At 33.0% G+C, this 15,859-nt stretch carries 18 protein-coding genes; 16 read left to right on the plus strand and 2 right to left on the minus strand.

What is annotated here, in order from left to right; all coding sequences use genetic code 11:
- Window positions 1-221 precede the first annotated feature (221 nt).
- A complete protein-coding gene (locus tag EDD63_RS05895) occupies window positions 222-908 on the minus strand; it encodes a hypothetical protein (RefSeq protein ID WP_134169440.1) in 687 nt (228 codons plus the stop codon).
- An 82-nt stretch (window positions 909-990) separates the two neighbouring features.
- Between EDD63_RS05895 and EDD63_RS11755 the strand changes: the two genes are divergently transcribed.
- From EDD63_RS11755 to EDD63_RS05955, 12 genes are all read left to right on the plus strand, one after another.
- Entirely contained in the window at window positions 991-1,218 is a 228-nt protein-coding gene (locus tag EDD63_RS11755; RefSeq protein ID WP_134169442.1) for a helix-turn-helix domain-containing protein, read from the plus strand.
- A gap of 248 nt (window positions 1,219-1,466) precedes the next feature.
- Complete coding sequence (locus tag EDD63_RS05905; protein ID WP_134169444.1) at window positions 1,467-2,645, plus strand: hypothetical protein; 1,179 nt, start codon at window positions 1,467-1,469, stop codon at window positions 2,643-2,645.
- Between the two features lie 12 nt (window positions 2,646-2,657).
- Window positions 2,658-3,089 (plus strand): hypothetical protein, encoded by a 432-nt coding sequence (locus EDD63_RS05910; protein WP_134169446.1) that lies wholly within the window; start codon window positions 2,658-2,660, stop codon window positions 3,087-3,089.
- Between the two features lie 8 nt (window positions 3,090-3,097).
- Complete coding sequence (locus EDD63_RS05915) at window positions 3,098-3,526, plus strand: hypothetical protein (protein WP_134169448.1); 429 nt, start codon at window positions 3,098-3,100, stop codon at window positions 3,524-3,526.
- Window positions 3,527-3,660: 134 nt separating this feature from the next.
- The gene (locus tag EDD63_RS05920) at window positions 3,661-4,101 is read left to right on the plus strand and encodes a hypothetical protein (RefSeq protein WP_134169450.1); all 441 of its coding nucleotides are present in this window, start codon (window positions 3,661-3,663) and stop codon (window positions 4,099-4,101) included.
- 13 nt (window positions 4,102-4,114) lie between these two features.
- Window positions 4,115-4,555 (plus strand): hypothetical protein, encoded by a 441-nt coding sequence (locus EDD63_RS05925; RefSeq protein WP_134169452.1) that lies wholly within the window; start codon window positions 4,115-4,117, stop codon window positions 4,553-4,555.
- Window positions 4,556-4,618: 63 nt separating this feature from the next.
- A complete protein-coding gene (locus EDD63_RS05930; protein WP_134169454.1) occupies window positions 4,619-5,398 on the plus strand; it encodes a ParA family protein in 780 nt (259 codons plus the stop codon).
- On the plus strand, window positions 5,398-6,225 hold the full coding sequence (locus EDD63_RS05935; RefSeq protein WP_134169456.1) for a ParB/RepB/Spo0J family partition protein: 828 nt from the start codon (window positions 5,398-5,400) through the stop codon (window positions 6,223-6,225). The genes EDD63_RS05930 and EDD63_RS05935 overlap by 1 nt, the downstream gene beginning before the upstream one ends.
- Before the next feature lie 5 nt (window positions 6,226-6,230).
- Window positions 6,231-6,539 (plus strand): hypothetical protein, encoded by a 309-nt coding sequence (locus tag EDD63_RS05940; RefSeq protein WP_134169458.1) that lies wholly within the window; start codon window positions 6,231-6,233, stop codon window positions 6,537-6,539.
- A 21-nt stretch (window positions 6,540-6,560) separates the two neighbouring features.
- The gene (locus EDD63_RS05945; protein ID WP_134169459.1) at window positions 6,561-7,004 is read left to right on the plus strand and encodes a SigE family RNA polymerase sigma factor; all 444 of its coding nucleotides are present in this window, start codon (window positions 6,561-6,563) and stop codon (window positions 7,002-7,004) included.
- On the plus strand, window positions 6,988-7,413 hold the full coding sequence (locus EDD63_RS05950) for an immunoglobulin-like domain-containing protein (RefSeq protein WP_134169460.1): 426 nt from the start codon (window positions 6,988-6,990) through the stop codon (window positions 7,411-7,413). Before EDD63_RS05945 ends, EDD63_RS05950 begins: the two co-directional genes overlap by 17 nt.
- Window positions 7,414-7,511: 98 nt before the next feature.
- Entirely contained in the window at window positions 7,512-8,141 is a 630-nt protein-coding gene (locus EDD63_RS05955) for a hypothetical protein (RefSeq protein WP_134169461.1), read from the plus strand.
- Here the strand turns inward: EDD63_RS05955 and EDD63_RS05960 are convergent.
- Window positions 8,125-8,493 carry a hypothetical protein gene (locus tag EDD63_RS05960; protein ID WP_134169462.1) on the minus strand — a complete coding sequence of 123 codons (369 nt, stop codon included), beginning with the start codon at window positions 8,491-8,493 and terminating at the stop codon, window positions 8,125-8,127. The genes EDD63_RS05955 and EDD63_RS05960 overlap by 17 nt on opposite strands.
- Window positions 8,494-8,568: 75 nt before the next feature.
- Here EDD63_RS05960 and EDD63_RS05965 point away from each other — a divergent pair, with 75 nt between their 5' ends.
- The 4 genes from EDD63_RS05965 to EDD63_RS05980 all read left to right on the plus strand — a co-directional run bounded on the left by EDD63_RS05965 (window position 8,569) and on the right by EDD63_RS05980 (window position 15,779).
- Window positions 8,569-9,540, plus strand: a complete 972-nt coding sequence (locus tag EDD63_RS05965; RefSeq protein WP_134169463.1) for a hypothetical protein — start codon at window positions 8,569-8,571, stop codon at window positions 9,538-9,540.
- Between the two features lie 199 nt (window positions 9,541-9,739).
- On the plus strand, window positions 9,740-13,366 hold the full coding sequence (locus tag EDD63_RS05970) for an LPXTG cell wall anchor domain-containing protein (protein WP_134169464.1): 3,627 nt from the start codon (window positions 9,740-9,742) through the stop codon (window positions 13,364-13,366).
- Window positions 13,353-14,012, plus strand: a complete 660-nt coding sequence (locus EDD63_RS05975; protein ID WP_134169466.1) for a hypothetical protein — start codon at window positions 13,353-13,355, stop codon at window positions 14,010-14,012. Before EDD63_RS05970 ends, EDD63_RS05975 begins: the two co-directional genes overlap by 14 nt.
- Window positions 14,013-14,066: 54 nt before the next feature.
- Entirely contained in the window at window positions 14,067-15,779 is a 1,713-nt protein-coding gene (locus tag EDD63_RS05980) for a 5' nucleotidase, NT5C type (protein ID WP_134169468.1), read from the plus strand.
- Window positions 15,780-15,859 lie beyond the last annotated feature (80 nt).

A 15,859-nucleotide genomic window follows, 5' to 3' on the forward strand; every position in this document is an offset into this window, starting at 1 on the left:
TGTTCTAAGAGCTTATCTAGAGTCAAGAAACAATGGAGAACGATATAAAACCATTAAAACTAATGATTTGCTTTGTACTCTTAAATTAATGCATCTAAACAAAATAAAGAAGGAGTATATGATAGAAGACTCTAGTGGAATACGAAAAAAAAGAAGACAGATTCTTGTTAAAGAAATTCGTCAACTTTTTGAGGAAGATGCATTTGATGCATGGTTCACAGTTATAGGAACTTTCGAATCACGGCAATCAATGAGGGAATGGCTTGACCAAGGTCAACAATCTTTGTAGTGATATCAATAAAATCTTTCGCACTTTTCTTAGATATTTTGCTTTTATTGTTTAGCGTATCTATAACCTCTAACAAAAACTCGCGGTCAGTATCATCTATTCCAGAATGATTTTCAACTATTGATCTTTCACTGGAGAAGTCTCCAGCTATGTTCGAATTAACTTCAACACCTTGCGAATTTTTAATAAATACACCAGTGAAGTTTCCGAAGTTATCGCCCGATGACTTAGAATTATCTTCACGATATGGTTCAAAGTAGTATAGTTTTACTCTTTTGTGATTAAAAAGTTTACCAGGGTGTAGATCAAGTGTCTGTACACTAGTTATTTCAATAGGATAGCTATATGTCTTTAAGTTAATAATCTTACCTAATTCATACCTATCTTTCATTATTTGAAGTTTGTGCTTTTCGTAAGTACTATATTCGACTGAGAAATAATCTTTATATGGCGTATACGTTATTCCTGATTTATAAGGTTTGAGGTTATCCAATTTTGATAGAACAATATACTTGAGGACCTGATAACCAAGATATCCAAGAACAAAAATTATAACTAGGATAATTCCTGGAATAACTAAGTTATCGATTAATGGTTGTGTGTTACTTGAGTTGTTCATATCTATACCTCCATAAAATACCTACAATATATCGGCGGTAACGCCTATTTGTCATTATATCAAATATAGAAAGGAATTCAAAATGTATATAAACAACAACTTTAAATACTTATTACAAAATAACAATACGAATACGTTTCGCTTATCAAAAGAAGTAAATATTGATGAATCAACTCTTAGACGAATAAGAAATGGACAAGTAAATAATCCTTCAATTGAGACAGTGGTCATGATCTGCAGCTATTTCAAAGTTTCATTGGATGATTTCGTCCATATGGATTTAAGTCAGGACAAACATCGTCAACAGTGATTAGTAATATGCTGTGAGTCAAATCGGGAATTAAAAAGAAGGGGAGACACCCAGTCGATTGTATTGAGAGCCTCTGACAGATCAACAAAGATATAACACATCATGCAGGAGTCGATACATGGACAGATTATGACGTTTAGGAATATTACTTATGATAAATAATTTTTCATTTTTCAAGGGGAAAAAAGCACTACGTGTAACGGCGGTGCGTATTTATACGGCATGTGCCGTAGAAGGGATGTTAATTAATGAATACATTGAATTATAGTTACTTATTGGAATCAGCATTAACAAACAAGAAATACTCACAATTGGATTTATTTAAATCGTTAGATGTGATTAGTGATGGAAAAAAATCTAATGTTTATTTGAGATGTGAACCTATACATGAGGAGTCATTTGATGGATATTTTGAAGATAAGACAGAAAATTCATTCTTTATATACAAGTTTAATGGTGGATTACTCACTTTTAAGAACCAATATAAAGAGTTTATTGATAACTATAAACAAAAGAATAAGAAAGCAGTTTATGCAACACAACTGAAAATGCTTTATCCAAGATCGATGAAAACTGTGAAAGAACGAAAGCAATTCATCTATGAATTCATGCACAATATAGTGAATTCAAATACAAAGGAAATTAATGATAAAGGGAAGTTAGTTAATAAAACTACACATGTGCCATATGTTGTAGAAAATATTGAAAATGAATATGCGCAAACAACATACGCTTTGATAACAGTGATAGATCGAGTGTATTTAGGTAATTATAAGCATAAACGATATCGACAAACACAATACATTGATAGTCGAACAAAGAAGTTTGCTAAGGATACTTGCCCAGAAGAATATAAAGAGCTTTCGTATAAAGCCGGAGACTTCATGTTAGACAAAAAAGGTAGAAAGATAAAGAATGATGTGTTATTTGGAAAGCGTGAAAGATTCTTTGCTTACCCCAAAAATGGATGGCTTAATTTCATCAATCGATTAAAGCGATGTGTAATAGCTGCATTCTGGAAACTTCGTAGTAACGGTTTTACTGAAGGTAAAGTATTACGTAAAAGTCAAAACTTGCGTCATTATCCAAAAGTCATAAGAAGAAGAATCGGTGCAATAAATCATGCAAAAATAATAGTTCAATACACAATTAACTATTTGTTGAAGTGGGAATACGAAATGAACTTGGTTAGAAAGGATAAAGACTGGAAGTTGGAGAAATTGAATAGTACAGTTGCCTACCAGCAATTAGAAAAGATATTTGAACATTATAAAGCTAGATTTAAAAATCAATACTTCCATGATAAAGACGGAAAGAAAAGGTATATTCAGTATTACAAACAACGAGTAAATGACTTAGAGAACAATATTGAGATCCTGATCAGAATGTTCTTTGAAGAAATTGAGAATGTGCAACTTACGTTATAAAGGAGAAAAGTTATGGATTTATTTCAAGAGATTAATACGTTTACGATCACTATATTAATTGTAGCTGTTATATGTATTGGAGTTATTATTTTTGCTAATTCTGTAAAGGTAAAGTCATATATGAACAACAAAAAAAGCATACTGCATGAAATTAATCGAATTATCTCAAATCATGAGGTTGTTGAAGCGCATGTAGGGATTGAAGAGATAACCAAAGTAAGTAAAAGAAGAGTTATAAGGAAACGCAATTTGTATGTTACTTTCAAAAACTCCCAGACGCAGCAGGTATTTAAAAAGATTTTTTCATTAAATGGAATAAAAGTTAATTATATTGACGGTCTTGGTCGCTTTTTAGATGTTGATATCGAGAATGAAGTTATTGTATTACATGCAAAAGCAATTGCAACTCATGATCGTATTGTGGATAGACGAATTCACAGATAAGAAAGGGTGTGTTTATATGCCAAAGTCATAAAGCATCAAGAACAATAATTCATCTTGGTGATCACGATCCTTCAGGAATTGATATGACGAGAGATATCCAGGAGCGTCTTAACCTATTCGAAGCAGATGTAAATGTAAAACGAGTAGCTTTAACGAAAAGACAAATCACTAAATATGGGCCACCACCAAACCCTGCTAAACTTACGGATTCACGCGTTGATAAATACATCGATAAATATGGAACTAGTAGTTGGGAACTTGATGCATTAGAACCACAGGTGATTGAAGACATTATTAAACAAGAAGTAAACAAGCTTGTAGATAAGTCTCTTCTTAAAGAGGTCGAAATGAAAGAAAACAACGACAAAGAGATCTTATTGAAGATTGAAAACAATTATGATCAAGTAAAACATTTTATAGAGAGTGAACAATTATGAAAAAACGTATAACAAAGATGAATAAGCAAAAGATTGTTGTGATTGTAAAATCGGTCTTGGTCATTTTATTGATTCTTGGGTATCTGCTAGTCAAGTACCTGGAAGAGAGACCATTTTAGAGAGGGGGAATAGAAGTGATAGCAATTGGATTCACTCTTACTTTACTGATATTAGTAATTGTTGAATATGTTACTCGCTATGATAAATGTCTAGCTCATTGTCATCGATTGAATAAAGATCAATTGGCAAAGCTTAATCTGATAAAGATTGATGAATATCATGATAGAACAACTCGCGTCTATGTATATCAGTTCAAGGATGTAGAGTTTGTTGTACATCGAGAAAGATTTAGGATTCAAAATAAAGACATTGGAATCTACGTACATAAAAACGCGAGGTTCGTTTGTAAGTACCAAGCATTATCAAAAAACTTCAAGACAGGTTTTTACCAGGCATACTTACAAATCAAATATCCACGAACATTTGGGAAGATTGTGATTTATAGATCCATGAGTACAAAGGTATCAACGTATTTAGAAGAATTTATGAAGCAAGAAAAATTATTGGAAATTTAAAAGGAGAAATGTAATGAAGATTATTGAAACATTATCAGAAATACTTACTGAAATGAAAAATACGAAAACTATTAGTATAGAAGAAGAATTAGAAACAAGAAGTGTCAATGGAATACTTGTTGAACTTACTTCAAAAGAAACATATGAGCAGGCGTTAGTTATTGCTTCGATGATAGCAAAGAACTATAGCTTCTTTGAATGGCATCTAGCAGATGTATTGTTAGAGCTTGACCAATGTTGCATCACATATCCAGATAGAATTGAAGAAAGAATATTACATGGGTTTATCATCAAAGAACTAACTGGAGAATATCCTGATGGAATTTGTGCAGAATTGAAATGTTTAGATGAATGGATGGCTTATATTAGAAGTTTAGTGATATTAAACATGAGTCATAAGAAAGAACTTTATAGCTTGAGAAGAGAAAAACTAATCGAAGCAGAAACACATTAAGTGAGATGACAGTTACTGTCACTTATATATGACATAAATGAAACTTAAAAGAGGAGATACGAAATGACAACAGTATACGCAATAGAAAATCAAAAAGGTGGATGTGGTAAGACAACTACATCAATCCAAATCGCTGATTATGCAGCACATGTAGCAAATAAAAAAACACTAGTAATTGATGTGGATCCATCAGGAAATCTAACAAAAACGTTTTTAGGAACTGAAGTAGTGAAAAGAGATCTATTTACATTCTTGATGAATCGTCCAAAATCAACTGAAGGAATTGATGCATTTCAAAAAGTTGATGAAAACTTATATATGCTCGGTTCAACAAAACAACTAAATGGAATTAACATGCAATCGGACTTCGATGCACCATTGATGCTTAGAGAAGCGCTAGAACCATTCAAGTGGCTATTCGATGTAATCATTATTGATGGATGCCCTGAAATCACACAACTTACGCACAACTTGTTTGCAGCTGCAGATAAAGTGATCGTTCCTATGAACCCAGGGTCCTATTCAGTTATGGGACTTGCAGATCTACAAAATGAAATTAGTTTTGTTAGAAAGATGTATAACCCAAATTTAAAAATTCATGGATTGTTATTGTCTAATATTGATAAAAATACAAAAGCAGAACAAGCAATCAATGAAATGGCTAAGACATGCTGTGATTTGCTAGATACCAAAGTGTTTGATAATACGGTGTATCATACAACAGTAATTAATGATGCACAGATTGCAGGTATTCCAATTCGCAAATACAAGAAAAGTCATAAAGTGAATATGGTATACACGGAACTGTGCAATGAGATATTTAAAGAGGAGGGTTGGAAGTAATGGACGTACAAGCAATGTTTGAAGCAAGTAATCGTGATGCACAAACACATGAAGAAGTTAAAGTAGTTCAAAATCGACCTAGGCTCCTTCATTACACACAATTAATTGCTCATGAACGTAACAGGAAGATAGATCAAGAGAAAGTAATGGATCTAGTTGATTCGATTATGGTAATTGGTTTGGAACAATGTCCCACAGTAAATGTGATACCAGGACAACCTGGTAAATTTAAACTTACTGCTGGACATCACCGTACTGAAGCAGTTAGATATCTAGTTGAAGTGCTAGGTATGAAGGAATTCGAATACATCAATTGTATTGTAAAAGAAGTAGACGCAATCGATGAAGAAATGAGTTTATATGATACGAACTTGGTAATTAATGAACTTAGCAATTATGACAAAATGCAAGCAATTGGACGCAAGTCAGAATTAATTCAAAAGATGAAAGATCGTGGAGACAATTTACCAGGTAAAATGAGAGACTTATTAGCTGAAAATCTAGATATGGCCACAACTCAAGTCCAAAAATATCTAACAGTCTACCGTAAAGCATCTCCAGTAACTAAGGAAGCTCTTCAAAATAATGAAATATCTTTTGAACAAGCTTATGCACTGTCAAAAATGTCATTTGAGGAACAGGATACTTTAGCTAATAAAGACAACAAAATAAATGCACAGAAAAGTGATAAGAATGCAGATATAGAAACTTGGTGTTACAAACTCATTAACAAGGAGTTCACAAAAGGATTAGAATATGGCCACATTGACGAGCGTGATTATGATGCTTTGTGCAGTATATTGTATAAAGCAATGGAAAGGGGTTAGTAGTTTTGAAAGAAATAGAGATGTACTCACTTGCATTAGAACTGACAAAAACTATGAAGACACATGCTAAAGCAAAGTCACATTCTGAATTTAAGTTAGAAGAGTTCGAACTAAAAACATTAACTCTTGGTCAACAATATAGAACAGTATCATTGCTAGCAACGCAAAAAACACTAATATTCATGTGGAAAGTATATGAGGAGTTAATAGACGAGTTAGAAAGAACTCCAACATTTGTTGAAGTACGAGAAAGAATTAGAAGGTATAAAATGCATGGGACTACAAAGAAGCTGAGAGTTCTGGAGCAAAGATGATAAAAAGAAGGAGGATAAACTATGTTGCCATATATAAACATGATTGATGAAAAGAAAACGCGTGAGCAATTGCGTAGACACATTAAATCGATGGAAATACTCATAGATCAGCCAATGTTTTATGAAGAAAACTCTCTACAGTCATGTAGTGTCATTGATACTACGCAACAAGGGAATTCAGATCGTGATGTTCAATTACACAAAGCAATTAGAAACATGCAACTATCGGAACAAAAATCAAATTACATTGAATTCTTTATGACTGCATTGAACAAACTTCCTGCAGATAAAAGAAGTCTTATAATTAACAGGTATTTTCATAAGATGGATGAAGAAGAACTTCAAGACTGTATGGGGTATGGATTAAGAAAATTGAGGGAAGAGTTGAAAGATGCAGAAACACAATTGGCAATTTGTCTAAATTGTGAAGTCGAAAGGAAACCAAAACATGCAAACAAAAACTAAAGCGATTATTGCGATTGTAACTGTTGTTTTTATCCTTGGTGCTGCAGCATTTGTTGTATCAAGTGAGTTTATGCATCAGCAAGATGAAAAAGCAGTAGTTGCTGAAAAGGAAAAACAAGAAAAAGAGGCAGAACAAACAAAGAAACAAAAACCCGTTTTAGATCTAACTCAAGAAGAGGTTGATTTAGAAGTTGGTTCGACGTTTGTGTTCGAAGACTATATAAAACGTGCTGAAGATGAAAAAGGCTATAATTTAAAAGACTTTGTAAAAGTTGGTAAGCAGTTGAATACAGATACTGAAGGGAAATATAAAGTCACGTATAGACTCGATTTACCAAGTGGTGAGAATATATCGAAAGATTTAATCGTTAATGTCATAAAGTTCGAAAAAAGCACGAATCCGGATTAAAGTTTATGATTTTTAAAAGTAAGAGTAGTTCATACGTTGTACCTTTATTCCTTAGCATATTTGTTATATTATATTTAGTGACATATAAAGGGGTAAACATGGATGGATTAATAATAGCAATAGTATCTGCTGTATTAACTTGGTTTGTAACCAAATTAATAGATGGGAATAACAAAAGACTGGATATGAGCTGGTTGATATATGAAGATCTATTGAACAATCTCTACAGAGCAAGAGAACTTGAAAAAAGATATGTTTATGAATTGAGTAAGCAACTAGAAAATTTTGACCAGGTAGATTATTCATCAGATACGATTATAGTGAGATTTGATTTTGAAGTATTAAGTGACATACTCATGGAGTTTATGAGATGCAGAAACAAATTTCTATCGCATTCTAGAATCTTTCAAAAGAAAGTAAGCACAAGTAGAAAAGAAAAAGTAGCAAAATGGATGAACATTGAAACGAATGTACAAAAATTTACAAATTGTTTGATTGAATATAACGATTATTTTGAACATGATTTTCAATATATGAATGAATTTTATGTAAAACTTAACGCAGTTCGAAGCGAAATTAAGTATGAAAAGTCAGTTTATCCAGGACAAATTGGAGAAAATGTGGACTCAATAATCAAAGAATTTCACTCAATCAACTTGAAAGTTACGCATTCTCCAGAAGAAGGAATCGTTGATTATATAAGCAATGTGTTTAAAAAAGTGGTTTAATAGTAATTGTGAGGCATATGAAACCCTTATAAATAAAGGACTTTTGAATGGTGTGCAAAAAAGCGACCAAAAAGCGTGCAAAAAAGCGACCAAAAAAGTGACCAAAAAGCGTGCAAAAAAGCGACCAAAAAAGTGACCAAAAAGCGTGCAAAAAAGCGACCAAAAAGTTGACCAAAAAGCGTGCAAAAAAGCGACCAAAAAGTTGACCAAAAAGCGACCAAAAAGTTGACCAAAAAGCGTGCAAAAAAGTGACCAAAAAAGCGACCAAAAAACGACCAAAAAAGTGACCAAAAATGTGCCTTTTTTTGTAACATAGGAATGTGCTAAAATGATAGTGTGGAATTTTAGACATAGCACATCTCCTGAAAGATGTGTTTTATTTTATCTTTTTTGGCTAATAAGAAAAAACTATAGAGGAGAAAGAAAAATGAAAAATGTTCTAAAAAACAAGAAGGTAGTAATTTCTACCGTTGCTGGGATCGCGTTGATCGCGTTAATCTTTACGGCTATATTTGTTAGTACACAACAAGACAAAAGAATTAGCTTAAAGAAAGATGTTGTTGTTGTTGAGTTAGGTGATGAAGTATCATTAGATGCAAAAGATTATCTTGATACAGATGATAAGAGTATTTTATCTAAAACGAAAGTATCTACTAATGCGAAAAAGGTAGATGGGATTGTACCTGTAGGGGATTACAAAGTTGACTTGAAATATGGAGATGAATTATTGACTCAAAAAGTACAAGTTAAAGATACAACTTCACCAGTGTTCAAGGATCCTAAAGCAAAAGTAGAAGTGGATCGTGAATTTGATGGTGATTTAGCAACAAACTTCAGCGCAGAGGATCTAAGCGAAGTTAAGATTACAATCGACAGCAAAGATGTTGATCTAAACAAAGCTGGTTCATATAAAGCTAAAGCAATTGCAACAGATAAATACAAAAATAAAACTGAGCAGGCTTTTGAGGTAGTAGTTGGAGAAAAATCAAAAGCAGAAAAAGAAGCAGAAGAGAAAGAAAAGGCTGAAGCTGAAAACAAGCAAACAGAAACTTCGAATAACGGAAGTCAAGGAAGTACAACTGGAAATGCTTCAAATGGAACTGCAGGTACAACTGGTGGTAACAATAATGGAACTGCAGGTACAACTGGTGGTGGTACACAAACACCTGTTCCTTCGAATCCTAATGTGCCAAATGCTTGTACATTCATTAAATGGAATAATGTAGGAAATAGTGGCAAAGTTTTTACTGAGTATAATTTTTGGGATGATAACGATTATGAACTTATGGAAATATGGGCATTAAACAATCAGCCTAGTTGGTCAAACACTTTCACAATCTACAGTATTGATGACAATTGTGGGAATGTGGGAACAACAATAAATTGGGAAACGAACTAAATTAAGGTAATAGTGAATGAAGTAAGAAATAATCGAGAAGTAAAGCTGATAGAAAAAACTATCAGCTTTTTTAATACCAAAATGAAAGGAAAATCTAATGAAATACAAAAGAATAAGAGGACCATGATGCATGGTTATCAATCAGACAACTTAAATAAGTTGTCTTTTTTCATTTATAGACAGAGGAGGAAAAATAAAAATGAGAAAATTGAATTTATTAACAATTAAACCAATCAAAAGACTACTAGTGAGCTTGATGGTTATTTTTACATTTTTGTCATCAATTAGTGTATCTAATATTGACGTTTTAGCTGCACCGGTAGGGAATGTAAGTGTCGTAAAGACTGGATATACTTTTAGTTGGGAATCAGATACACCAATCAATCCTGCTAATCAAATTATGTCCGCATATGGATATGAACTTTCTAAGATTTATGCAGATGGGATATTAACAACATGTTTTGATCCAACAGTCGTTGTTTTAACTGGAGGTGGATATAACAGTGATCCAGCCATTGAGACTGCCACGAGAAAACGCTTAGCAAGATTAGCAGTTGCAAATGATATTAATTCTATGTCCGATGAGGCGTACGCTGCTTTTCAAATCTATCAGCATCAGATTATGTTCAGTGCATCCCATGGGTTTAGAGTTACAGCAACAAACGTAAACAACTTACAAGGATATATTAACCAATTTGAAGCAAAGGCAACTTCATTTTGGACAAAGCCAACTTTTAATTTAGGAGATGGAAAAATCACAGTTGGTGAAACTAAAAAGTTCAATGCAACAAATGGTGTGACTTCTGGTTGGGATGTATTTAAACAATCAACTGGTGTAACTGCATCTTTTTCAAATGGAGTTCTAACAGTAACAAATAACAATACAACTGATGAAAATATCGAAATACAATTAGTTAAAAAAGTTGGTGGATACAAAAGACCATCTTTAAATTATAACAAAGTACAATCACAACAACTTGGTATATTTGGTATTAGTGACCCAGACCGTTTTCCAGTAAATTTACAAAACTTGCGTTACGGATCTTTAGAAATTGCGAAAATGGATAATCACGGAAATTATATTCCAAATACAAGCTTTGATATTTTCTATAATGACAATGGTTCGAAAATTGGATCATATACTACTGGTGCAGATGGGAAAGTGAAAGTTGACCAAATTTTACCTAAAGAAGTAAAAATTGTTGAGACAAGTGTTCCAGCACCATTGATTTTAGATGCAACACCTTCATATAAGACAATTGTTCCGAACGAAACTGTTTCATACACAAAAACAAACGTTCGTGCTGTTGGTAAAGCTACTCTAACAAAAGTCGACAATGATACAGGTGGAACTACTCCACTAGGAGATGCACGATTAGATGATGCTCAATATGCATTAAAAGCAAAAGAAGATGTTTTAGATCTTGTAACAAATACAGTGATTTATTCGAAAGATGAAATCGTAAAAGAAGAAGTACTTGGTACAGATCTAACAATGATTGTTGAAAACCTACCTGTAGGTGAATATTACTTTGAGGAAACAGTTGCTTCAACTGGTTATCATTTAGACACAACGAAATACGACATCGATTTAAGATATGTTGATTCTGCAACAGCAGTGATTGAAAAGTCAGCACAATCAAGAGAACAAGTTATTCTAGGAAAAGATGCATTGTACAAGGTTTCATCAGATGGAACATCAGGAGTATTGCCTTTTGTAGAAGGTGCTGAGTTCACATGGAAGTTAAAAAGCGAAGTAGACTCAGTTGGATGGGATAATGCTCATACGTACTTTGTTGGTAGAACTAATGCGTTTGGATACTTGATTACTGATTATATGCCTTATGGAACTTATCTGCGTGAAGAAACAGATACTCCAGCTAACTGTATTAAAGCTCCAACTAGAGTTGTAACTATTCACGAGCAAATTGATGATCCTCAACCAGAAATTGTTAATGATGCACCATTTAAAGCGAAAGTTAAGTTTGTTAAACAAGACGCAGATACAGGGGAAAAAGTAACTTACGATTACGTTACTTTCAAACTAATTGATACAGCTACTGGTGAATACGTTAAACAAAAAGTTGGAAGTAGATGGATTGATGAATTTACTACAACTGAAGATGGAACAATTGCTGGAGTGATTACTGGTGAAGCAACTACACCTTTATTACTTGATGTAAGCAAATATGAAATCGTTGAAGCAAAAATTCCGACTGGATACTTAGATGTTAAAACGCCAATTTACGTTGATGTAAATGATAGTGCAAGCTATGAAATTGATGATAATTTCGATCCAGTGATTACAGTTGTTGTTAAGAATAAACAACCAAAAGTACAAATTGAATTAACTAAAACATTCGAAGAAATGGAAACTACTTACGACAAAGTAGCTGGTTTTGAATTTAAAACAGTTAATGAAGTTATTTCTGCAATTGATGGTTCTGTGCTATATGACGCTGGAGAAGTTATTAACAATCCAAATTCTCCAGATGGATTATGGTACACAGATCCCGTAACAGGAAAATTAGTTATTTCTGATCTATTCTTAAGTGCTGGTGAATTAACTACATACACACTTCAAGAAAAAGTTACATCTGAAGGATATGTATTAGATGAAACAGTTCATGAGTTCGTGTTTGAACAAACAGATACATATACAGATTTGTATATTGAAACAGCTAAAGTTGAAAATAAATTAATTCGCACAAATCTTGAAGTAGTGAAAACTGATAAGTATACAGGTGAAATCATTATTGGAGTAGAAGGGTTTGAATTTACGTTCGATTACACATTTAACGGAGAAGAATTTTCAGTTACAGAAGCTGTTGATCCAGAGACTGGTAAAGCAACATTTAAGGACATCCCTTATTCAGCTGAAGGAACAATTACAGAAACAGCAACTAATGATGCTTACTTCTTATCAGATGAAATCAAGCAAGTAAAAGTTGATAAAGACTTACCTGGAATCGGTGAAGTATATTCATTTGAATATGAAAATAAAATCAAGCCTACTATTGGTACTTTAGCAACTGGAATTAATGGCGAAAAAACATTAGACCCTACAATTGATAATGTATTAATCGATGTATCAATGGTAGATGGATTAGATCCTAGTATGATCTTTACTTTTGTTACAAAAGCTTGGATCTATGATGAAGGTGGAAATCACACTTTGTATAAAGAAGTAAGATATGAAAACGTTACTTTTGAAGAAGCTGATGCAGACTTTATAAGCAAAATTGAAGCAGAAAAAGATTCTCTTCCAGCTGGTGCTAAACTCTTCTTTACTGAAGATATTTACGAAGCAGGTAAAGATAATCCTGAAGTAGATACACTTTTTGTGTCACACAATGACCCTGAAGATGAAGGACAAACTGTTCGCTTTGAAGAAACAGAATTTACGATCAATGTAGCGAAAAAAGACACTGCTACAAAAGAGCTAATTAAATCGAGAGAATTTAAGTTTGAGGCGAAATTCTTCAAAGATGACAAAGAAGTGAAAGTAGAATCATTTGATGGTGATACTGACACAGGAATTGCTACACAAACATTTACTGGAATTGGAAATTTCGATTATGTAGAGATACGTGAAATTGAAGCTCCAAAAGGATATGTGCTATCTGACGAAGTAGTGAAAGTAACACATGAAGACTTTGATGAAGAATACACATATACGTTTGATTACTTTAACTCTTTAATTGAAACTGCAGCACTTCCTCAAACTGGAGATACTACAAACACAACAGGATTCCTTGCATTATTAACTCTTTCTGCATTTGGTGGTCTTATTGTCATTAAAAAAAGAAAAAGTGAAAAAAATTAAAATAATTACTTTGTACTTGTTGTCATGCTTACTTCTTGTAGGCTGTCAACAAGCTACAAAAGAAGAAGTAAAACATAAGGAATCAGAAATAAGCGTTTCTGTAAAAGACTTATCACCACCGAACATTACACTCACAAAGAATCGAATAGAAATTATTGTAGGTGATGATCTAGATTTATCAAGTTATATAAAAGTTACTGATAATGTGACAAAGAACATTGAGTACAAACTTGAAGGAGACTATGACAAAAATGTTCCTGGTGAATATGCAATATCCATCTTTGCAAAAGATGAAGAAGGAAATGCAACGAATAAAGAAATAAAGATCATTGTTAAGGAAAAAGAACTTCCAAAAGAAGAAACAAAAACACCAGCATCTAACACTGTAGATAAATGGACTGGTAATTCTTCAACAACTCAAAGCGAGGTAGTACAACCTCCATTACAAATACCATTGAAAGAGAAACCACAAGCTAAGCAGTTTTTATTTTCAAATGGTTATACAACATCGACAGGAAATAACCCTGCAGATCGAGCATGTTCAGAATACCTGTTTTCTCAACAAGGAAGCGGATATGGAGGACAATGTAAGATTCTTTACTCAGAAGATGAGTATCCGATAGGAACGGAAGCTATCTTCTTTTAAAGGGGTGACAGTCACTGTCACCCCTAACTTATATGAAAAGAAAGGGGGCATTATATGACTATGCTATGGCTAGTTAGTAAAGAAGTTGTTGCAACCAGTGAACTAATAAATAGGAATAGAGAAGAGTTGTTTGAGCTTCAAGAAAAGAATATTCTCGGAGTAAACGACTTAGATATATTAAATGTAAAGAAAGAAATATCCAATCAGCAAGTCTATTTGAAAATGATGCGTGATGAACAACGACAAACATTTAAAGAATATCTTCAAGAACAGGTAGATGATGAAGAATTTAACCTTACAGACAATGTTGATGAAGCAATATATAAGATAGACGACATGATGATTAGTGGGGATTTTGATATGGGAATTCGAGGTCTTGATCATCATTCGATAAAGCCTGATGCATTGGAATGGGAAGACATCATTGATTTTGGAACATTAATCATTCCAGAAACAAAAGAATATGTCGGAGATGATAGTGATTATCACCTACGCGAACTGGGATTTAGTCCTTTGGATAAGAGCAAAAACCGGTATGTTGGCTTTGATAATGGTGAAGAAAGTGTAGATATTGCTCATTTAGACACTAGGGATGTATTACAAGAATTGGAAGAAAGCACACTACGAAAAATATTAGAAGGTAATGAAAAAGTGCTTGGATTTGAAGCTACAAGAGATCCAGAATGGATAAAAATTTCAGAACTAAGAAATACTAGAGAATACTTCTCTATTACGGAAGCGTTGAGTGGAGAAGTAGATATTCTAAAAGAACAAAACATTTTTAATCAAACAGTGAGTCAAATTGATTTTACTGAAGATCACATTATGTACTTGCATGAGACCTTTGGCTATGAGGAACCAACAAGGATCTTTGTGGATATTGATGGAGTATTAGCTAAATTCAATAATCACTTAGAGTCTTTTGATATTTTGTACCAAGAAGGTTATTTCGAAAATCTTGCACCTCAACAAACGATGATAGATACGGTGAATGAATTAAGAAGTTTAGATCATTCAAATATATACATTTTGTCATCTGTATTGGACTCACCTTATGCGATACCCGAAAAACTTACCTGGATAGAAAAACACCTTCCTAATTTCCCAAGAGAAAATATTATTTTCTCAGAGTATGGAAAGTCTAAAACGGAGTTTATACCAGGACAAATTGGAGAAAAAGATATATTAGTTGATGACTATACAAAGAACCTAAAGGAATGGGTAGATGCTGGTGGGAATGGAATTAAAGTTCTAAATGGAATTAATAATACAAATGGAACATGGAATGGAAACAAAATATCCATTCACGATTTAAAACTTTCTGAATCACTTCAAAGAAGTGTACAGAACATTAAGGATGGAAAGACGTTTATAAACGAAAGCAGTCATGTAGATGGAACACTTAATGTGAAAATCAATTACGATTCAAAAAACCCAAATTCAATTACAAAACAAATTAAAGAGATTGAATCTGCTTTGACAAAAAACGGATTAGTAAAAAATCTAGCTTGGTCATTATCAGTGGATCAAGAAGTTATTGTTGATAATCAACAATTGTCAGCAGATGAACTTAAGGTTGCTTCATCGATTAAGGAAACGTTTTTAGAAAATGATGGGAAATCATTCATTAAATTAGCGAAGATCCATTTATCTGATACATCAGGGTTCCATGAAGATCTAAGTGTTGCTCGTAAAGAACAGTTACTGGAGCATATTGAAAAGAGTTTGGATATGACTAAAGAGTACATCTTTTGTAGAATAGCATGACAAATGCAAAGGAAATTGAAAAATCTAGTCAAAACAAATGAACCAGCAATTGCAAAAGTATGACTAAAAGCTAGTCAAAT

This window comes from Breznakia blatticola, assembly GCF_004365815.1.
Classification (GTDB): domain Bacteria; phylum Bacillota_I; class Bacilli_A; order Erysipelotrichales; family Erysipelotrichaceae; genus Breznakia; species Breznakia blatticola.